The sequence below is a fragment of the Agrobacterium fabrum str. C58 genome (assembly GCF_000092025.1).
GTDB lineage: Bacteria > Pseudomonadota > Alphaproteobacteria > Rhizobiales > Rhizobiaceae > Agrobacterium > Agrobacterium fabrum.
In genome coordinates, this window is the sequence record NC_003062.2 from 2,592,123 (window position 1) to 2,613,246 (window position 21,124).

Sequence of the window (21,124 nt, forward strand, 5' to 3'; positions counted from 1 at the left end):
ACGCGGCCCTGACCTCTTCAATCTGAACGGTTGCCTTAAGCCACCGCACGCGCCAGTGCGCAATGCGACCAGAGCTGATGCAGCGCACCGACAAGCTGCTCGATATCGGCATCAGTGTGCAGCGGTGTCGGTGTAATACGCAGGCGCTCTGTCTTGCGCGGCACGGTCGGGTAATTGATCGGCTGCACATAGACGCCGTGATTGTCGAGCAGGATATCCGAAATCCACTTGCACTTGGCGGCATCGCCGACCATGACCGGCACGATGTGGCTTGGATTGTCCATATGCGGAATGCCGCGGGCATCGAGAAGACCGCGCAGCTTGCGGACCCGATCCTGATGGCGCGCGCGCTCAAAGGGGCTAGCCTTCAGATGCTGGATCGACGCGATAGCGCCGGCGGCAAGCGACGGTGGCAGGGCCGTCGTGAAGATGAAGCCGGATGCGAAAGAACGGATGAAATCGCAGACTGCGGTGGAGCCGGTGATATAACCGCCCATCACGCCGAAGGCTTTGCCAAGTGTACCCTCGATGATCGTCAGACGATCCATCAGGCCTTCGCGCTCGGCAATGCCGCCACCGCGCGGGCCGTACATGCCGACGGCATGGACTTCGTCGAGATAGGTCATGGCGCCGTAACGGTCGGCCAGATCGCAGATTTCCCTGATCGGCGCGATATCGCCATCCATCGAATAGACGGATTCAAAGGCAATCAGCTTCGGCGCATTGGGATCGGCAGCCTTAAGCTTCGCTTCGAGATCTTCGAGATCGTTGTGTTTCCAGATCACCCGCTCGCAACGACCGTAACGAATGCCCTCGATCATCGATGCGTGGTTGAGCGCGTCGGAGAAGATAATGAGGCCCGGAATTTTCTGGCCGAGAGTGCCGAGGGTTGCCCAGTTCGAAACATAACCCGACGTGAAAATCAGGGCTGATTCCTTGCCGTGCAGATCGGCGAGTTCCTGCTCCAGCAGGACATGATAATGGTTGGTGCCAGAAATGTTCCGGGTGCCTCCCGCACCCGCGCCACAGTGATCGATGGCGGCTTTCATGGCTTCGATGACTTTCGGGTTCTGGCCCATGCCGAGATAGTCGTTGGAGCACCAGACGGTTACGTCCTTGCGATCGCCATTGGCATTGTACCGTGTCGCGCGGGGAAAATTGCCCTGCTGGCGTTCGATATCCGCAAAAACGCGATAACGCCCCTCAGAATGCAGGCTTTGCAGTTCCGTCGTAAAAAATGCCTCGAAGTCCATGCCATGCTCCAGAATTGACCAGACCGTTTTCCGCTCCGACACCGGGACCGTCAACCCTTTCGGGCCACTTTAACCACGTCTGCGTCAATTCGCCGTTGTTTTGAACCATTCCAATAAACCGTTTATAGACGCTTATGAAAAGTGCAAAATTGATTCACATCAAAAAACCGAGAGATTTGGAACCTTTTCCGCGTGGCGCCGTTGTCTGGCACGCAATCGATTTACGCTCGAAGGAATGCCGAAAGACGAGGCTTCCCTAAACGACATCGAATTGTTAGTTATCTGTGGCGGTCGGAGGTAGCAGTCGCCGCAGATAAATATGGGACGCCTACCGAGCCGAAGAGCTCATTGTAACGTTGGAGAGAGTTTCATGAAAAAGGCAATCATATTTGCGCTGGTCGGCCTGTCGCTTGCAAGCTGCACGCAGACCGAAAAGGGTGCTTCGATCGGTGCCGTTTCCGGCGCTGTTATCGGTGGTGCGGTCACTGGTAACGTTCGTGGCGCAGCAGTTGGCGCAGCCATCGGCGGCGTGGGCGGTGCTCTGATCGGTAACGCTTCCGAGCCGGGCTATTGCTATTATCGCGACCAGTATGGCCAGCGTTACACGGCACGTTGCCGCTAATCGCTGCACGACATACAGTTGCACAGAAGCCCCGGTCACCCGGGGCTTTTTGCGTTAATGGCGGCAAAACATCAGCGCGAGGGTCCTCAAAGCCGTTTATTTATGATTAAATTGCAATGTTAACGGACAGGAAACGGGTTAGGGCGACAATAAATGCTCAACCATAAAGCAGCTTATGCGAAGAACACGAACTAACCCGAAGACAGGTATTGCGTATCGGAAAGCTGGCACCGCGCTTGCGGTTGCTTTGACGTTCGCCCTGTATCCGGCGTTTGCCCGTGATGCTTTCGCCTTCAAACTGTTCGGCATGCGCCTCTGGGGTTCGGAAGAACCGGAGGTCGAAGTTATCAACCCGGTCAAATATGCCGTCACGCTTGACGCGGCCGACGCCGACAAGTCCCTGAAGAGCAGTCTGGAAAACAGCTCGCTTCTTCTGGCCGACAAGGACAAACCTGCCTCCGGCGATCTCGGCCTTCTGATAAAGGCGCGAGACGACAGGGACAGGCTGATCGCGGCACTTTATGAAAACGCCCGTTACGGCGGCATCGTCAACGTGACCGTGGCCGGAAAGAACGTTGATGACCTGCCTCCCAACCCGGTTTTCGATCACAGCACGCCTGTACCCATGGTCATAACGGTAACGCCGGGCCCGAAATTCACCCTCGGCAACGTTCGCCTTGAAGGCGATGTAACGGGCCGCAATCTTGATGAATACGGCCTGATCGCCGGCGGTGATGCCGGGTCTCTGGCAATTATCCGCGCCGGCAACAAGCTGATCGATGATCTGAAGGCGGAAGGCCGGCCGCTCGCGAAACTGACGAAACGCGAGGCGGTCGCAAACCACGCGACGAATACGGTCGACATTACAATGGCAGCTGAAGGTGGCCCCGTCGCGCCGCTCGGCGCAGTCACCGTCACCGGCGAAAAAACCGTCGATGGCGACTTCATTCGCCGTTATTCGCGCCTTAATGGCGGCGAGCCCTATTCGCCGGAAAAGCTGCGCAAGGCCGCCGACCGCCTGCGCCAGCTCGGCGTCTTTTCCAGCCTGACGATCAAGGAAGCGGGAACGCTTGCCCGCGACGGCACCATTCCGCTCACCATCGAAGTGTCCGAAGGCAAGCACCGTTATTTTGGCGTCGGCGCGCAATATTCGACGACCGAAGGTATCGGGCTTCAAGGATATTGGGGTCACCGTAACCTCTTCGGACAGGCGGAATCACTGCGCATCGAAGGCTCTGTCTCGCGTATTGCGGAGGCATCGAGCGTCGAAGGCATGGATTATTCGGCGGGCATTACCTTCACCAAGCCGGGGATGTTCAACCCCCGCACGACGTTCAAGACCAGCCTGATTGCCAAGACCGAAAACCCGGACACCTACAGGGCCAAAACGCTGACGGGCACGGCGGGTTTCGCCTACGAACTGAACGATACGGATACAGCCGCCGCGGGTCTGGAGGTCCAATGGGCCGATACCGAAGATGCATTCGGCAAAAACGAATATCTGACGACCTCGATACCGCTGGAATTTGTGCGCGACACGCGCGACGATAAGCTTAATCCGACCGAAGGTTTTCGCGCATCCTTGGCCGCCAAGCCAAGCTATGAAGCGCTCAATGGCACGTTCTTCTCCTCTTTCGAAGGCTCTATCACCGGCTATAAGGGACTTGGTGCCGAAGACCGGTTGATCATGGCAGGAAAGCTCTCCGGCGGTGTTCTGGTGGGCGGCAGCGATCTACAGGATATACCGACCACCCGCCGCTTTTTCGCCGGTGGCGGCGGATCGGTGCGCGGCTATAGCTACCAGGAGATTTCGCCCTATAATGCGGCGGGCGATGCGACTGGCGGCCGCTCCTACGTGGTTGGCTCCGTTGAGGCCCGCATCAAGGTCACCGATACCATCGGCCTTGTGCCGTTTTTCGACGCCGGCGTCGTTTCTGATGGGGTAACACCCGATTTCTCCGATATCCGGGCCGGTGCCGGTATCGGCCTGCGTTACGCGACGCCCTTCGGGCCTCTGCGTCTCGATGTCGCCATGCCGCTCGAAAAATACGACGGCGGCAACAATTTCGGCATTTATGCTGGCATCGGCCAGTCTTTTTAAACGCCGCAGTCGAACACCCTTGCAACAGAGTGTAGATTACCCTTGATGAAAACGTTGATTCGATTGCTGAAATGGCTAGGCTACGCTGCACTCTGCTGCGTGGTGCTGGTGTTGCTTGCGGTTCTGTTCGTCGGTTTTACGCCGATGGGCGCCCGGATTGCCGCAAACCAGATTTCATCGCTCGTATCGACACCCGATCAGACGATCGAGATTTCGCCTCCGGGCGGCCTTCTGACCGGCCGCCTGCGGCTCGACAACGTCACGCTTTCAGATCGGCAGGGGCCCTATGCCCGCCTGAACCAGATTGCCGTCGACTGGTCGCCACTGTCACTGCTTGCCGGCACCTTCCATGCCGATCATGTCTCGGCCGGATCGATCGATGTGGAGCGCCAACCGCTGCCGGCCCAGCAGACGACAGGCAAGAGCTCCGGCGGTTCTTCCCTTCCTATTGAAATCGTCATCGATAATTTCAGCTTCCCGGATATCAGCCTTGGGCAATCGCTTCTCGGCCGCGCCTTCGACTTGACGGCGGAAGGCAACCTCAAGGCCGCCCAGGACGACATGCGGCTTTCGCTCACCGCTCACAGGCGAAATGCAGTGGATGCGGAGGTCAATGCCGACGTTGCATTCCTGCCGAATGAGAACGTGCTGAAGCTGAAAGCCGAGATGAAGGAACCCGAAGGTGGCCTGCTCGCCACACTGCTTTCGCTTCCCGGCACGCCTGCGGTGGCGATAGACCTCAATGGCGAAGGCCCGCTTTCCAGCTGGACGGGCACCCTGCGCGGCAATGTCGCCGGCAATGCGGTGGTCAACGTTACCGGCCGTCATCTCCTTGGCGACGACGGAACGCGCCGTATCGAAATTGCAGGCGGTGGCCAGCCTGATCTGCTGCTGCCACCTGCGTTCCGCCAGCTTTTTGCCGGTGAGACGAAACTCGACGCGAATGCCACACTCTACCCGCAGGGCCGCATCGAAATCGGTAGCAGTACGCTTGAGACCGGTGCGTTGCTGCTGACGGCATCAGGCACCGTCGATCCGAATGGTCAGAACGATTTGGCTGCCAATCTCATCGGCACCGCCGGCCCCGTGGATTTCCGCTGGCCACTCGGCAATGGTGAAATTCAGGCCCTCATCAACGGCCTCGATCTTTCCCTGAAGGGTGGTGCGGATGCCGCACACCTCAACACCACGGTTTCCCTGCGCAGCCTCGCGCTGCCACAAGGCCGGCTTGACGATGTCAAACTGACCGCCGAGAGCGCCGATCTCAATATCACCAACCGCAGCGGCACGATCGCCACCGTCCTGTCCGTCGCGCAATCATCCTTCGTCAGTCCAGATATCGACCGGCTGGTACGCGCGCCTCTTACCATCAAGGCGCCGCTCAGTCTTACCTCTTCCGCCATCGGTTTTAACGGCGCAACGCTGGAAAGCGCCAGCGTCGGCGGCACGCTGAACGGCAGTTTCGATCTCGCTGATAACCGCCTGACGTCAAGCGTCCAGCTCTTCGCGTTGCCCGCCACGCTTCCACCGGCACTCGCGGAAAAATTCGACACCACCATCGCCCTCCAGGGCGACATCGACCTGACCATCGGTGGACGCACCAGTATCGAGAACCTCGTCATCAAGTCAGGAACGATCGAGGCGGCGGGTAATGTCAGCCTCGAAAATGATGCACTAAGCGCCGACCTCAAGGGTAAATTCCCGGCACTGGAAAAGCTGACGCCGCAGGCGAAGGGCATCGCCGATTTTGCAATCGAAGCCAGCGGCGCGCTCGCCGCCCCTGATTTCAACGTGACGCTGAGTTCCGAAAGTGCCATCCTTGCCGGTCGAAAACTCGAAGCACTGAAGGTTAATGCCTCCGGCAAGGCCGACCCGGCCGCACCGCAGGCAAAATTCACGGCCAGCGGCAGCCTCGACCGGCAGAAGATCGACGCCAACGCCAATGTGGTGCAGACCGAGAACGGCACGGCAATACCCGAACTTCATGTCGCCGTAGGCCGCAACATTCTGAACGGGAAGCTGCAATTTTCGCAACAGTTCCTGCCGACGGGCAATCTCTCCTTCAATTTCCCCGATCTCGCCCTGCTGGCCGCACTGGCCGCACAGCAGGCGGATGGCGATATTGCCGGCGATATCGCGCTGAGCAACGCCAACGGCAAGATCGCCGCGACGATAAAGGCAAATGGCGGCAATATCCGCCAGGGCACGACAACGATTTCAAAACTGGCCGCCGATATTTCGATCGATGACATCAAGGCGCTTGCCATCAACGGCAAGATCAGCGCCGACAGCGTCAATGCCGGTACGGCGGCGATTTCAGGCCTGAATGCCACCATCGGACATTCGGGCACAACGACTGCGTTCGATGTCAACGGCCGCTATGACAATGCGCCTCTGGTGGTGAAAGGCAGCGCCGATACCGGCGGTTCACCCATGACGGTGCGGGTCGACACCTTTTCGGCCGCCCCCAAGGGAATTCCGGTGCGGCTTGAAAAACCAAGCACCATCGCCATCCAGAACGGTACGGCTCGCATCGCCGATCTGACCATCATCACGGGCGATGGTCGCGTAGAGGTCAACGGCACCGCCGGTTCGACCCTCGATATCAAGGCCGATATCCGCTCGCTTCCCGCGAGCCTCGCCAACGCCTTTGCCGCCGGGCTGGATGCAGCGGGCAGCATATCCGGTACCGTCAGTGCCAAGGGCGCGGCATCCGACCCCTCGGTTGATTATAATCTGAACTGGGCCAATGCCGAGGTCGCCCAGACGCGCGCCGCGGGACTTGCCGCCCTTGGCATCAAGGCGAATGGCCGGTTCGCCGGCGGCAACTTGCAGATCGACACTGACGTGACCGGTCAAGGCGGCATGTCGCTTTCCGGCGGCGGCTCGCTCGGCATCGCCGGCAATCGCCCACTTTCCATGGCATTCTCCGGCCGGCTGCCTTTCAGCGCCGTTGCGGCGCAAACCGCCGCACAGGGCCTTGATGTGGATGGCACCGCCGCCATCGACGTCAATATCTCCGGCACTGCATCCGCACCTGTGGTGACCGGCAGCATCACCACCGATGGCACGCGCCTGACGGATGTGCGCCGGAACCTGACGATCAATGGCCTGGGCGCAACGATCAAGTTTGACCGCGACCGTGCCGTCATTTCCAGATTGACGGGCAAACTCGTCGGCGGTGGAACGATCTCCGGAACCGGCAGCGTCGGCATTGCCGGCGGCTCGGGTTTCCCCGCTGATATTTCGATCACGCTCGATCGCGCCGGTTATAATGACGGTACGCTGGTAACGACAGTGGTGAGCGGCACGCTGACGCTGAAAGGACCACTGCTGAATTCGCCAGCGCTCGGTGGCAACCTGACGCTCGACAGAAGCGCCATCACCATTCCGGAGAAACTTCCGGCCTCGCTGACGGAAATCGATGTCAAACACAAGAACGCACCGCCAAAGGTACGCGCTCAGGCCAAGGCGCTCGGAGCGGACCAGGGCGGCAGCGGAAGCTCCTCTACCATCAATCTCGATCTGCAGGTGAATGCGCCGAGCGGCATCTTCGTGCGCGGCCGCGGCATTGATGCGGAACTGACCGGCAATCTGACCATCCGCGGCACGGCTGCCGTTCCCGTCATCTCCGGCGGCTTTGAAATGCGCCGCGGCCGGCTGGAAATCCTCACCCGCCGCCTGGATTTCACGACAGGCAATATCACCTTCGGCGGCGGCCTTGTCCCGGTTCTCGATATGAAGGCGGATTCGACGGTCGGTTCGACCACGGTCACCGTATCCGTTTCCGGCAATGCCAACGACCCGACCTTTGCCTTCTCCTCCGCACCGGCGCTGCCGCAGGACGAGGTGATGGCGCAGCTGATCTTCGGACAATCCATGTCGAAACTCTCCGCGCTGCAGATCGCGCGGCTGGCCGATGCCGCCGCCCAGCTTGCCGGCGGACGCTCAACCTCGCTGTTCGACAAGCTCCGAAGCAATCTCGGTGTCGACGATCTCGATATTTCCACGGATTCCGAGGGACAGGCCCGCGTTTCCGCCGGCAAATATCTCAATGAAAGAACCTATCTTGAGCTGCAGCAGAGCGGCGAATCCGGCGCAAAGGCGATTATCAACCTCGATGTCGGGCGCGGCGTGAAATTGCGCGGCGAAGCAGGCGGCAATGGCGAAGGTGCGGCCGGGATATTTTACGAGAAGGAATATTGAGACGGCTCCGCATTTAGGTTTGCGAAACCATCTCATGATACGAATCTTCCATTGAAGACGGAAATGGTATTTCCGGCTGTTCAGGCACCAGGCAGAACGCCAAATTCGCACATGCAAGTGTCGGTGCACTTGCGCCGGCCTCCACAGCGAGCATTGGGAAGAATTCTGATGGCAATGATTAACTCTACCAATTTTGGCGGTGAGACGCTCGAAATCATCGCATTCCGCCTGCATGATCAGGAGTTCTGCGTGAAGACGACGACCATCCGCGAAATCCGCGGCTGGGCGCCTTCCACGCCCATTCCCCACGCGCCGAAAGACGTCATCGGTGTCATGAACCTGCGCGGCTCGGTCATTCCGATCATCGATCTGGCCCACAAGCTCGGTATGAAGAGCACCGTCGCCAATGAACGAAGCGCCATCGTGGTGGCCGAAGTGCACAACATGGTCATCGGCATGCTGGTTGACCGCGTTTCGGACATCCTCACGATCCCGGCAAACCAGGTACAGCCGGTTCCGGAAATCTCGGCGTCTTTCGACAAGTCCTATTCCGAAGGCATCATTGCCAACGAACACGGCATGATCTGCTTCCTGAACCTCGCAAAGATGTTCAAGGGAACAGAAGCCGAAGATCTTGCCGCCTGATCAGGCGATGACAGTCTGACGCAAGCGTTTCACTGCTGTCATCGACAACAGAACCAGACCGCCGGAGCACCCCCGGCGGTTTTTGTTTTCCCGCGCGCCCACAACTTAAATAAGAACATTTTAATATTATAGATATCTAATATTAAAAGCCAACGAACAGTAACCTCACCCGCGTCATATCTCATCAGGGTCCGATAGCTGACGAAGGCCGTAAAGTCGCAAGTGCCTGCATTGCTGCCCATGGCGGCAAAACCTGTTCGTTGTTCAACATGATACGGCGCGGACCGCACCTTGGGTGCGGCGAGCCGCCCGTGGACCGATATTTGGGGGACGTTAATGCTGGGGTTAGGAAAAAGCGCAGACAATCGAAATATGCTCGATGCGATATCCAGATCGCAGGCGGTCATAGAATTCGATCTCAAGGGTAATATTCTCACCGCAAACCGCAATTTCTGCATGGCGCTGGGTTATGATCTCGCAGAAATCGTCGGCAAGCACCATCGCATCTTCTGCGACCGGGAGATTGCCGCATCGCACGCCTATCAGGAGTTCTGGGAATCTCTTGCGCGCGGCGAATTTCAGGCGAAGGAGTATCGCCGCATCCGCAAGGATGGATCAGCCGTCTGGATCGAAGCATCCTACAATCCTGTCTTCCGTTCGGGCAAACCCTACAAAGTCGTCAAGATCGCGACCGACATCACCGCCAAGAGGATCAAGGCCGTCGAAGATGCAGGCAAGCTGGAGGCGTTATCCCGCTCTCAGGCCACCATCGAGTTTTTCCCCGACGGTACGATCATCACCGCCAATCCGAACTTCTGCGCAACGGTGAACTACGACCTGAAGGAAATCGAGGGCAAACACCATCGCATGTTCTGTGATCCGGCCTATACGGCATCCGCGGCTTACGCCAATTTCTGGCAGCGGCTGGCATCGGGAGAGTTCATTTCGGACGAATTTGTCCGCTATGGAAAGAACGGCAAGGAAATATGGATCCAGGCCGCCTACAACCCGGTCCTGGATGAGGCGGGAAAAGTCGTGAAAGTGGTGAAATTCGCCACCGACGTGACCCCGCGCATGAGCGCCATTACTGTGCTTGCCGATGCTTTGCAGGCGCTGGCCGCGGGCGACCTCGTGCAGCGCCTCGACACCAGCTTCGTGCCCAGCATGGAGAAGCTGCGTGCGGACTTTAATGAGGTCGTCGGCAAGCTACAGGCCACCATGCAGACGATCTCCCACAATGCCTCGACAATCGCCTCCGGCTCGGGCGAAATCCGCATCGCCGCCGATCAACTTTCGCAACGCACCGAACAACAGGCGGCCTCGCTGGAAGAAACTGCGGCCGCTCTCGAAGAAATCACCACCACCGTGACCGATGCCAGCCAGCGTGCCGCCGAGGCGGGCAAGCTGGTGTTGCGGACGAGGGAACATGCCGAACATTCCGGCGACGTCGTTCAGCAGGCGATTTCCGCCATGGACGCGATTTCGCGTTCCTCCGGCGAAATCACCAATATCATCGGCGTGATCGACGACATCGCCTTCCAGACCAATCTTCTGGCGCTGAATGCAGGGGTCGAAGCCGCCCGCGCCGGGGAGGCCGGCAAGGGTTTTGCCGTTGTGGCGCAGGAAGTTCGCGAGCTGGCGCAACGCTCCGCCGTCGCGGCCAAGGAAATCAAATCGCTTATCAACACCTCCCGCGAACAGGTCGCCAACGGCGTCGATCTCGTCGGCAGAACCGGTGGGGCCTTGCGGGATATTCAGTCGCAGATGGGCGAAATCGATATCAATGTCTCGGCAATCGTCGAGGCATCGCGCGAACAGGCGAACGGGCTGAAGGAAATCAATCAGGCCGTCAACGTCATGGATCAGGCGACCCAGAAAAATGCCGCCATGGTGGAAGAAACCACTGCCGCCAGCCACGGCCTCGCCAGTGAGGCCGACAACCTCTATGTATTGCTGCGACAGTTCAAAATATCCGGCGACGGACAGATATCATCTGCCCAGCCCATCGATAAAAAAGCCGCCAGCATATCCCGGCTACCGACACCTCAGCCGCGATATGCCACGGCAAGGGCGCATGGCAATGCGGCAGCCGAATGGGCGGAATTCTAAACCCGCCTATGCCGAAGCCAACCGCCGAGGCTATAGAATAATACGGTCCGCACGGGTGAAGATCTCGAAGTCTTCACCCCGGACCAACGCAACAAGCGTGATACCCGCTCTATCGGCAGTTTCGATGGCGAGCGCCGTGGGGGCGGAGATCGCGGCCAGAACCGGACAGCCGAGGATCGCCGTCTTCTGCACCATCTCCACCGACAGGCGGCTGGTAACCGCCACAATACCCATCTGCGCGGAAATGCCCGCATTCACCACCGCACCGGCCAATTTATCGAGCGCATTGTGGCGGCCGACATCTTCGCGCACGGCCAAAAGCCCCTCGCGCGGATTATAAAACCCGGCACCGTGAACAGCCCTTGTTTCACGATTGAGGGTTTGTGCATCGTTCAGGGCTTTCACAGCCGCAACGATATCGTTGCCGTGGACCGACGATTTCACGCTGCTCAAATCCGGCACGACACGAACCGCCTGCTCTATCGATTCAATGCCACAGAGACCGCAGCCAACCGGGCCGGCCATATGCCGTCGTCTTGCCCGCAGCGCATCGGCCTCGGCATCCGTCAAATCCACCTGGACATCGTAACCCTGCCCCGCCTCGACCACTTCAATGGCCTGGATTTCGGAACGCATCGATATGATGCCCTCGGTGAGGCTGAAGCCAACGGCAAAATCGATAAGATCGGCAGGGCTGGCCATCATCACGGCATGGGTGCTGCCACCGTAAGAAAAGGCAACCGGCACCTCTTCCGGCACGGCACGCTCACCTGTGGCAGGCGTGCCCTCTCGCAAAGCGGTTCTGGCAACCCTTCGATAACTTGCTTCTACCGACACGACGATCATTCCTCCATGACGGAAAACACACCACCACATCGATCTATGACCGGTAAAGCGGTATTCCTCTTCGTCTTCACATCTAGCCCATCACCTGAAAAATCGGAATCGATTTCGGTAGACGCGAGCCAATGCCGCGTGACGTGCCTTGGGCGACAACCCGCCATATCCCAAGCGGAAGAAGCAGGAGACAGCTGAAAACAAAAAAGCGACCGAAACGGCCGCTTTCTGTTTTAAATATTTTGTGGGCAGTCATTCTTTCGAACCCGCCCGGTGCTTTCAAGCAGCGACGAGAACCTCATGCAGGTTCGTCAGCTCATAGAGGTGCTTTTCAAGCTTGGTAAGATGCTCGTGGTGATGATTGCCTTCCTGGATTTCGGCCTTGGCCGCATCGATGCGCTTCTGCAGCGTATCAGGAGACATATCGTCAGCCGAAACAGCGGATTCGGCGAGAAGCGTGCAACCTGTCGGAAGAATATCGGCAAAACCGCCGAACACGACGTATTTGTGCGTTTCGCCAGAGGCGAACTTCACCGTCACCAGACCCGGCTTGATCGTGGTCATCGTCGGCGCATGATTGGCCAGAACGGTCATTTCACCCAGCGTAGCCGGGATGACGACTTCCGTAACCGTTTCGGAAACGAGCAGACGCTCCGGGGAAACGAGATCGAATTTGAAACTGTCAGCCATGGCTATTCACTTCTTTTCAATTACGCGGGCGTCACGGACTTGTCTTTTAACAACGCAGGCGAAAGCCATTTCGGTTTCGCTGTCATTGGTCGGAAGGCGCGCGGTAAAACCACGCGCCCACCAATTTATAATCAGGCGGCTTCAGCAGTCAGCTTCTTTGCCTTTTCGATGGCTTCTTCCATCGAACCGACCATGTAGAAAGCTGCTTCCGGCAGGCTGTCATATTCGCCGTTGACCAGGCCCTTGAAGCCCTTGATCGTGTCTTCGAGCGCGACGAGCTTACCCGGAGAACCGGTGAAGACTTCAGCAACGAAGAACGGCTGCGACAGGAAGCGCTCGATCTTGCGGGCGCGGGCAACCGTCAGCTTGTCTTCTTCCGACAGTTCGTCCATGCCGAGGATGGCGATGATGTCCTGGAGAGACTTGTAGCGCTGCAGGGTCGACTGAACCTTACGGGCAACTTCGTAGTGCTCCTCGCCGACGATCATCGGGTCGAGCATGCGCGAGGTGGAGTCGAGCGGGTCAACAGCCGGGTAAATACCCTTTTCAGCGATCGAACGCGACAGAACCGTCGTTGCGTCAAGATGCGCGAACGAGGTTGCCGGCGCCGGGTCGGTCAAGTCGTCGGCGGGAACGTAAATTGCCTGAACCGAGGTGATGGAACCCTTGTTCGTGGTGGTGATGCGTTCCTGCATCTGGCCCATGTCGGTTGCCAGCGTCGGCTGGTAACCCACGGCCGAAGGAATACGGCCGAGCAGAGCCGACACTTCAGAACCAGCCTGCGTGAAGCGGAAGATGTTGTCCACGAAGAACAGAACGTCCTGGCCTTCATCACGGAAGTTTTCAGCGATCGTCAGACCGGTCAGAGCGACGCGAGCGCGGGCGCCCGGCGGTTCGTTCATCTGGCCGTACACGAGCGCAGCCTTGGAGCCTTCGCCGCCACCGAGCTTGTTGACGTTCGACTCGATCATTTCGTGATAAAGGTCGTTGCCTTCGCGGGTACGCTCACCCACGCCGGCGAATACCGAGTAACCACCATGCGCCTTGGCGACGTTGTTGATCAGTTCCATGATGAGAACCGTCTTGCCCACGCCGGCGCCGCCGAAGAGGCCGATCTTGCCGCCCTTGGCGTAAGGAGCGAGAAGGTCGACGACCTTGATGCCGGTGACGAGGATCTGGCCTTCCGTCGACTGCTCGACGTAAGACGGTGCGTCCTGGTGGATGGCGCGCTTCTTGGCCGTTACGATCGGACCGGCTTCGTCAACCGGCTCGCCGATGACGTTCATGATGCGGCCGAGCGTTTCCAGACCAACAGGAACCTCGATCGGTGCGCCCGTGTCAGCAACGGACTGACCGCGAACCAGACCTTCGGTCGAGTCCATGGCGATCGTGCGCACGACGTTTTCGCCGAGATGCTGCGCGACTTCCAGAACGAGGCGGTTGCCATTGTTCTGTGTTTCGAGCGCGTTCAGGATCGGAGGCAGTTCGCCTTCGAACGCCACGTCGACAACAGCGCCGATAACCTGGGTAACCTTGCCCGCGCCGTTCACCGCTGCGGTTTTCTTGGGGGTAGCTGCCTTAGCCATTATCCTTACCCTCTTTCCTTACCTCAGAGCGCTTCCGCGCCCGAAATGATTTCAATGAGTTCCTTGGTGATCTGAGCCTGACGCTGACGGTTATAGGAAAGCGTCAGCTTGTTGATCATCTCACCGGCATTGCGCGTTGCATTGTCCATCGCGCTCATCTTGGCGCCCATTTCACCGGCAACGTTTTCGAGCAGAGCCCGGAAAACCTGAACCGAAATGTTGCGCGGAATAAGGTCTTCCAGAATAGAAGCCGCATCCGGCTCATATTCGTAGACGGCGGTCTGCGTCGTCTCAGCCGCTTCCACAACAGGCGTTGCGGCCGGAATGAGCTGCAGGCCGGTCGGGATCTGGCTGATGACGGACTTGAATTCCGAGTAGATCAGCGTGCAGACGTCGAATTCACCCGCGTTGAAGAGCGAGATCACCTTCTTGGCGATCTGGTCGGCGTTTTCAAAGCCGACCTTCTTCACGTCACGCAGTTCGATACGCTCGATGATGAGCGATGCAAATTCGCGGCGAAGGCTGTCGTAACCCTTCTTGCCGACCGTGATGATCTTGACCGTCTTGCCTTCGGAAATCAGCTTGCGGGCTTGATCGCGGGCAAAACGGGCGATTTGCGAGTTGAAACCGCCGCAAAGACCACGTTCAGCCGTGCAGACGACGAGCAGATGCACGTCGTCCTTGCCGGTGCCGGTCATCAGCGCCGGAGCAACGTCCGCCTCGACCGCCGTGGCGATGTTGGCAAGAACGGCGCTCATGCGCTGAGAATAAGGCCGGGCGGCCTCCGCAGCTTCCTGGGCGCGCCGAAGCTTCGCCGCGGCGACCATTTTCATCGCCTTGGTAATCTTCTGCGTCGCCTTCACGGAGGCAATGCGGTTTTTCAGATCCTTTAGTGAAGGCATCCGTTATCCGTCCGAGTAAAAGAGCCCTGATTTAAGAGAAAGACTTGGCGAAGTTATCAAGAGCGCCCTTGAGCTTGCCCTTGGTATCGTCGCTGATAGCCTTTTCCGTGCGGATGGTGTCGAGGATCGCCTTACCTTCCGAGCGGAGGTAGGAGAGGAAACCCTGCTCGAACTTGCCGACCTGTGCGACCGGAATCTTGTCAAGGTAACCGTTGACACCAGCGAAGATCACCGCAACCTGCTCTTCCGTCTTGAGCGGAGAGAACTGCGGCTGCTTCAGAAGCTCTGTCAGGCGGGCACCGCGGTTAAGCAGGCGCTGCGTGGAAGCGTCAAGGTCCGAACCGAACTGAGCAAAAGCAGCCATTTCGCGATACTGGGCGAGTTCACCCTTGATCGAACCGGCAACCTGCTTCATCGCCTTGATCTGAGCGGCGGAACCAACACGCGAAACCGACAGACCGACGTTAACAGCCGGACGGATACCCTGATAGAACAGGTCGGTTTCGAGGAAGATCTGGCCGTCGGTGATCGAGATCACGTTGGTCGGAATGAAGGCCGAAACGTCGTTACCCTGGGTTTCGATAACAGGCAGTGCCGTCAACGAACCAGCGCCCATTTCGTCGGAGAGCTTTGCAGCGCGCTCGAGAAGACGGGAGTGAAGGTAGAAAACGTCGCCCGGATAAGCTTCGCGGCCCGGAGGACGACGCAGCAGAAGCGACATCTGACGATAGGCAACGGCCTGCTTGGAAAGGTCGTCGTAACCGATGAGAGCGTGCTTGCCGTTGTCACGGAAATATTCGCCCATGGCGCAACCGGCAAACGGAGCGAGGTACTGCATCGGAGCCGGATCGGAAGCCGTTGCGGCAACGATGATCGAGTACTGCAGCGCACCGCGTTCTTCCAGAACCTTTACGAACTGGGCAACGGTCGAACGCTTCTGACCGATAGCGACGTAGACGCAATAAAGCTTGTCGCCGTCAGGACCATTGTCGTGAATGGCCTTCTGGTTCAGGATCGTGTCGAGAATGATGGCGGTCTTGCCGGTCTGGCGGTCGCCGATGACGAGCTCGCGCTGGCCGCGGCCAACCGGGATGAGCGCGTCGATGGCCTTGAGGCCGGTCGACATCGGCTCATGGACCGACTTGCGCGGAATGATGCCGGGAGCCTTGACGTCAACGCGCGAACGCTTGGCGGCATTGATCGGGCCCTTGCCGTCGATCGGGTTGCCGAGCGCGTCGACGACGCGGCCAAGCAGTTCCGGACCGACGGGAACGTCAACGATAGCGCCAGTCCGCTTTACGGTGTCGCCTTCCTTGATGGAACGGTCCGAGCCGAAGATAACCACACCGACGTTGTCGGCTTCGAGGTTGAGCGCCATGCCGCGAATGCCGCCGGGAAACTCGACCATTTCGCCGGCCTGAACATTGTCGAGGCCATAAACGCGGGCGATACCGTCACCGACGGAAAGCACCTGACCGACTTCCGAGACTTCCGCCTCGTTGCCGAAATTTTTGATTTGATCTTTCAGAATTGCGGAAATTTCCGCGGCGCGGATATCCATCAGCCAACCTCTTTCAGTGCAAGCTTAAGGGTGGAAAGTTTGGTGCGAAGAGACGTATCGATCTGGCGCGAACCGACCTTGACGATCAGGCCACCGAGGATCGAAGGATCGACGGTAACGGAAATCGCCACATCCTTGCCGGTAACGCTCTTCAGCGCCGCTTTCAGTTCAGTTTCCTGCGCCTCGTCGAGCGCATGTGCCGAGGTGACCTCGGCGGTGATTTCGCCGCGGTGGGCGGCGGCAATGGTGCGGTAGGCGCGGATCATGCCGGGAACGGCAAAGAGACGGCGGTTATTCGCAACAACCTTGAGGAAATTAACAGCGAGACCAGCGATGCCGGCCTTTTCGCAAATCGCGCTGATTGCCTTGAATTGATCCTCGGCAGAAAACACCGGGCTCGCAACCAGACGCTTCAAATCGTCGCTTTCGTCGAGAAGTGCGCCGAACTTGTCCAGTTCGACCTGAACCGCTTCGACCGTACCCGCTTCCAAAGCAAGCTCGAAAAGCGACGACGCATACCTTTCCGCTACACCGGATGTTCCCTGGGAGGTCTCTGCCACGGGCACTTTTTCCCTGCTAATCGTCCAAGACCATCAGCGATGGGGCTCCACCGCATCAAATTCTTGAAATCGTTTCAATTTCCCCGAAAAAGACCGGAATTCCCCCCTGCCTTTTCCCAATTTCGCGGTCCGTCTAGCATAGGACGCCGGGACTCGCAACACGCGTAATAGCGGAAAGCGCCGTTTGGGCAAGGGGGAATGCGTTTAAATTTTCCGATTTCGCTCAGGATGCGGCGTATCTGCGGCACAAATGCCAAAAAGCCCGCTTCAGACCAGCCCGAAGACGTAGCTCAACGCGAGTGCGGACAGCAGAAAGTGCACAACCAGAAGTAAGAAATTCCGCATGGTTGCGCCACCATCCGACAGCATGGAGAGAATGCCGCCGAAGACGCTGAGGCCGAATGCCGCACCAAAGGCGAGATAGACCATGGGCTGGGCGAGAAGGAGCGCGGCAGCACCGAGACCGAGATAAAAGCCAGCAAGCGACGAGCGCGCGAGCGCATAACCATCCCTGCGCTCGCCAGCCGGCTGCAGACCGAAGGCGCGAAGCGTCAACCCCGGTGCAAACATGAAAAACAGGCCGATGATGGCTGATACCACCGCCGCGCCGAAGGCCAGTTGCTCGCCGAATTCGGCCGGAAAATAAAACTCCATCTCGTTCCCCAAATCATTATGTTGTTCGCTCGCGTTATGACACGGTCACGACAGCGGGAAAACGCCCTCTCTGGCAAAGTTCAAAGGAAACTTTGCGGATCGATATCGAGCTGCACATGCACGCTGCCACGCTCCTTCGGGCCACTCGCAAGAAGCGTGCGAAGAAAAGACTGCATGTCGGAATTGCGCCGCCCGTGCACCAGCAGACGAAAACGGTGACGGCCACGGATCAGTGCCAGCGGCGCTTCCGCCGGGCCGAGAAGCATGATGCCGGTGACCTGCGGAGCCGCGGCTCGCAATCCACGCGCATGGGTTTCCGCCTCCGCGCGCGTATCGGCGGAGACGATGATCGAAGCGAGGCGGCCGAAGGGCGGCAGAACGGCCTTTTCCCGCTCGACGATCTCCCTTTCATAAAAGGCCGAGGCATCACCGGAGACGATCGCTTGCATCACCGGGTGCTGCGGCTGGTAGGTCTGCAGCAGGCCGTGACTCTTCAATCCCGTTCGTCCGGCACGGCCGGTCACCTGCGAAAGCAACTGGAACGTCCGCTCCGCCGCGCGCGGATCGCCATTGGCAAGGCCGAGATCGGCATCGACGATGCCGACGAGCGTCATCAGCGGGAAGTTATGTCCCTTGGCGACGAGCTGCGTGCCGATGACGATATCCGCCTCGCCCTTGACGATCGCCTCAAGCTCCAGACGCAGCCGCTTGACGCCCATGAGATCGGAAGACAGCACGATGGTGCGGGCCTCGGGGAAATGTTTCTCAACCTCCTCGGCGATCCGCTCCACCCCCGGCCCACAGGCCACGAGATGATCGAAGGTTCCGCATTCCGGGCAATGGTCGGGCGTCGGCTCGTTGTGGCCACATTGGTGGCACTGCAATTGATTGCGGAAACGGTGTTCCACCAGCCAGCTGGAACATTGTGGGCATTGGAAACGGTGACCGCAAACCCGGCAGAGCGTCAGCGGCGCATAACCGCGGCGATTGAGAAAGAGCAGGGACTGCTCGCCCTTTTCGATGGTCTTGCCGATGCCGCGCAGCAGGACGGGCGAGAGAAACCCTCCCCTTTCCGGCGGATGGCGGCGCATATCGACGAGATGCAGGTCCGGCATCGCCGCATCGCCGAAGCGGGTATGCAGATGAATGGTGTTGTAACGCCCGGAACTGCCATTGACCTGGCTTTCCACCGACGGCGTGGCCGAAACCAGCACGACTGGGAATTCGGCGATCCGCGCCCTCACGACAGCCATGTCACGGGCATTATAAAAGACGCGGTCTTCCTGCTTGTAGGCCGGGTCGTGCTCTTCATCGACAATGATGAGGCCTAGATTGTCGAAGGGCAGGAAAAGCGCCGAGCGCGCGCCGGCCACCACCTTTATCTCACCCGTCACCGCCTGCCGCCAGACCTTTTCGCGCATGCGCGGCGACAGATCCGAATGCCATTCCGCCGGTTTCGCACCGAAGCGATCCTGAAAACGCTCAAGAAACGCCGCCGTCAGGGCGATTTCCGGCAGCAGGATAAGGACCTGCTTGCCTTGTCGCAGCGTTTCGGCCACCGCCTCGAAATAAACCTCGGTCTTGCCGGACCCGGTCACGCCGTCGATCAGCGAGACATGAAAGCCACCCTTGCGCACATCTTCAATTATCTCCGAAGCAGCCTGCTTCTGCGGGCCTTCCAGACGTGGCTCGACATAATCAGGGTCGGGCTCGGCCACGACAGGTGGCGCGGGCAGAAAGACCGTCTCGAACACGCCCTGCTTGACGAGACCGTCGATGACGCTGGTCGAGACGCCGGCCGCATGGGCAAGTCCGCTCTTCGTCCAGCCTTGGCCTTCGGCCGCCAGCTCCATTACCCGCTCGCGGGCGGGAGTCAGGCGCTCCGGCCTGCCTTCGGTCAGCCGCAGCCCCTCGATCATCGGTTCGGGATCGAAGGCGGCAGGCGCACGCAGCGCCATGCGCGCCACGAGGCCGGGCGGAGACAGCGTATAGGCAGCGACCCAGTCCACGAAGCGGCGCATCTCCACCTTCAGCGGTGGGCACTCGAAACTCTTGGTGATGGGCCGCAGCTTCTTCGGATCGACGCCCTTCTCGCCGGCATCGTCCCACACCACGCCGAAAACCTGCCGCGGACCGAGCGGCACCTGCACGACGGAACCGGTCTCGACCACCATATCCTCGGGCACGGCGTAGCTATAAGGCCCCGGAGCCGGCAGGGGCACAAGAACGGGCACCGTGCGCGTGGGCGACGGCGGGTCAAATAGAGCCCCAAACAGATCGGACGAATCTTTTGCCATGATGTGGCGACCATGCCCCGGCGACAGGAAAAAGGAAACCGCCCGGGTGTAGTGGGCGCGCCCGGCAAAGTCCACCTCTTAACCAAATACTGACCATAAGAGCATAGTTTCGGGGGATGGAATGGAGTACCGCGTGACCGAAATCCTGACATTTGCCGAACCCGATCTCCTGAACGAGCGCCAGTCCTGGCTCGCCACCCTTGCCGGCGAGCGCCGCCTTGCCGACAACACCGTCGAGGCCTATGAGCGCGACACGCGCCAGTTTCTGAGATTCCTGACCGGCTATATCGGCAGGCCCGCGGCCATAAGAGATATAGCCGATCTGCGCCCTGTCGATCTGCGTGCTTTTCTGGCCAACCGGCGCAAGGAAGGCGCCGGCGCGCGTTCACTCGGCCGGCATCTGGCAGGACTGCGCTCGCTTCTTCATCATCTGCAGAAGAAAGGTCTCGTCAACGCAGCGGGTGCGACCGCCATGCGCGCGCCAAAACAGCCGAAATCCCTGCCGAAACCGCTCACCGACCGGCAGGCGCTGAAAATCACCACGGCCGAGGCACAGTTGAATGAAGAACCCTGGATCGCCGCCCGCAATGCCGCGGTCCTTTCGCTGCTTTATGGCTGCGGGCTGCGCATTTCCGAGGCATTGGGTCTCACGCCAGCCGATTTTCCACCCGGCACCCGCAGCCTGCGCATCACCGGTAAAGGCAACAAGACGCGGATCGTGCCGCTGCTTGCGGTAGTGACGGAAGCGGTCGATACCTACAGGAAGCTATGTCCCTATGCTCTGGCCGCGGACGAACCGATGTTCCTGGGCGCACGCGGCGGCAAGCTTCAGCCCGCCATCATCCAGCGGGAAATGCAGAAGCTGCGCGGCGCTTTCGGCCTGCCGGAAAACGCCACCCCGCATGCGCTGCGCCATTCCTTCGCCACCCATCTTCTAGCCGGCGGCGGGGACCTGCGCACCATTCAGGAACTGCTTGGCCATGCGAGCCTCTCCACAACACAGGTCTATACCGGCGTCGATACCGCACGACTACTGGAAATCTACGACAACGCCCACCCACGTGCCTGAAGCAGGAATTGGTTAACCGTAAACATTAACCA

At 59.3% G+C, this 21,124-nt stretch carries 15 protein-coding genes; 6 read left to right on the forward strand and 9 right to left on the reverse strand.

Going from position 1 to position 21,124, the window contains the following annotated elements; translation table 11 throughout:
* Positions 1 to 35 precede the first annotated feature (35 nt).
* Positions 36 to 1,253 carry a 5-aminolevulinate synthase gene (hemA, locus tag ATU_RS12720; protein WP_035257975.1) on the reverse strand — a complete coding sequence of 406 codons (1,218 nt, stop codon included), beginning with the start codon at positions 1,251 to 1,253 and terminating at the stop codon, positions 36 to 38.
* Positions 1,254 to 1,623: 370 nt separating this feature from the next.
* Between hemA and ATU_RS12725 the strand changes: the two genes are divergently transcribed.
* The 5 genes from ATU_RS12725 (at position 1,624) to ATU_RS12745 (ending at position 10,936) form a co-directional block, all read left to right on the forward strand.
* Complete coding sequence (locus tag ATU_RS12725; RefSeq protein ID WP_004443753.1) at positions 1,624 to 1,875, forward strand: YMGG-like glycine zipper-containing protein; 252 nt, start codon at positions 1,624 to 1,626, stop codon at positions 1,873 to 1,875.
* 175 nt (positions 1,876 to 2,050) lie between these two features.
* Positions 2,051 to 3,976 carry an autotransporter assembly complex protein TamA gene (locus tag ATU_RS12730; RefSeq protein ID WP_010972438.1) on the forward strand — a complete coding sequence of 642 codons (1,926 nt, stop codon included), beginning with the start codon at positions 2,051 to 2,053 and terminating at the stop codon, positions 3,974 to 3,976.
* Between the two features lie 45 nt (positions 3,977 to 4,021).
* A complete protein-coding gene (locus ATU_RS12735) occupies positions 4,022 to 8,182 on the forward strand; it encodes a translocation/assembly module TamB domain-containing protein (RefSeq protein ID WP_010972439.1) in 4,161 nt (1,386 codons plus the stop codon).
* A gap of 168 nt (positions 8,183 to 8,350) precedes the next feature.
* On the forward strand, positions 8,351 to 8,827 hold the full coding sequence (locus tag ATU_RS12740) for a chemotaxis protein CheW (protein WP_003504949.1): 477 nt from the start codon (positions 8,351 to 8,353) through the stop codon (positions 8,825 to 8,827).
* Positions 8,828 to 9,199: 372 nt separating this feature from the next.
* Complete coding sequence (locus ATU_RS12745) at positions 9,200 to 10,936, forward strand: methyl-accepting chemotaxis protein (RefSeq protein ID WP_035257979.1); 1,737 nt, start codon at positions 9,200 to 9,202, stop codon at positions 10,934 to 10,936.
* 30 nt (positions 10,937 to 10,966) lie between these two features.
* On the opposite strand, the gene fdhD is transcribed toward ATU_RS12745, so the two are convergent.
* The 8 genes from fdhD to ATU_RS12785 form a co-directional block, all read right to left on the reverse strand.
* Entirely contained in the window at positions 10,967 to 11,782 is an 816-nt protein-coding gene (gene fdhD / locus ATU_RS12750) for a formate dehydrogenase accessory sulfurtransferase FdhD (protein WP_010972442.1), read from the reverse strand.
* Between the two features lie 270 nt (positions 11,783 to 12,052).
* Positions 12,053 to 12,463 carry a F0F1 ATP synthase subunit epsilon gene (locus ATU_RS12755; protein ID WP_006310765.1) on the reverse strand — a complete coding sequence of 137 codons (411 nt, stop codon included), beginning with the start codon at positions 12,461 to 12,463 and terminating at the stop codon, positions 12,053 to 12,055.
* Positions 12,464 to 12,594: 131 nt separating this feature from the next.
* Positions 12,595 to 14,049 carry a F0F1 ATP synthase subunit beta gene (gene atpD, locus ATU_RS12760; protein WP_006310767.1) on the reverse strand — a complete coding sequence of 485 codons (1,455 nt, stop codon included), beginning with the start codon at positions 14,047 to 14,049 and terminating at the stop codon, positions 12,595 to 12,597.
* A gap of 23 nt (positions 14,050 to 14,072) precedes the next feature.
* Positions 14,073 to 14,951 (reverse strand): F0F1 ATP synthase subunit gamma, encoded by an 879-nt coding sequence (locus tag ATU_RS12765; protein ID WP_006310772.1) that lies wholly within the window; start codon positions 14,949 to 14,951, stop codon positions 14,073 to 14,075.
* A 31-nt stretch (positions 14,952 to 14,982) separates the two neighbouring features.
* The gene (gene atpA / locus ATU_RS12770; protein WP_006310773.1) at positions 14,983 to 16,512 is read right to left on the reverse strand and encodes a F0F1 ATP synthase subunit alpha; all 1,530 of its coding nucleotides are present in this window, start codon (positions 16,510 to 16,512) and stop codon (positions 14,983 to 14,985) included.
* A complete protein-coding gene (locus tag ATU_RS12775) occupies positions 16,512 to 17,078 on the reverse strand; it encodes a F0F1 ATP synthase subunit delta (RefSeq protein WP_169539095.1) in 567 nt (188 codons plus the stop codon). The genes atpA and ATU_RS12775 overlap by 1 nt, the downstream gene beginning before the upstream one ends.
* Positions 17,079 to 17,339: 261 nt before the next feature.
* Positions 17,340 to 17,726 (reverse strand): AGROH133_08824 family phage infection protein, encoded by a 387-nt coding sequence (locus tag ATU_RS12780; protein ID WP_006310775.1) that lies wholly within the window; start codon positions 17,724 to 17,726, stop codon positions 17,340 to 17,342.
* An 80-nt stretch (positions 17,727 to 17,806) separates the two neighbouring features.
* Entirely contained in the window at positions 17,807 to 20,023 is a 2,217-nt protein-coding gene (locus ATU_RS12785) for a primosomal protein N' (protein ID WP_010972445.1), read from the reverse strand.
* A gap of 121 nt (positions 20,024 to 20,144) precedes the next feature.
* Between ATU_RS12785 and ATU_RS12790 the strand changes: the two genes are divergently transcribed.
* Complete coding sequence (locus ATU_RS12790) at positions 20,145 to 21,092, forward strand: tyrosine recombinase XerC (protein ID WP_010972446.1); 948 nt, start codon at positions 20,145 to 20,147, stop codon at positions 21,090 to 21,092.
* Positions 21,093 to 21,124: the final 32 nt, after the last annotated feature.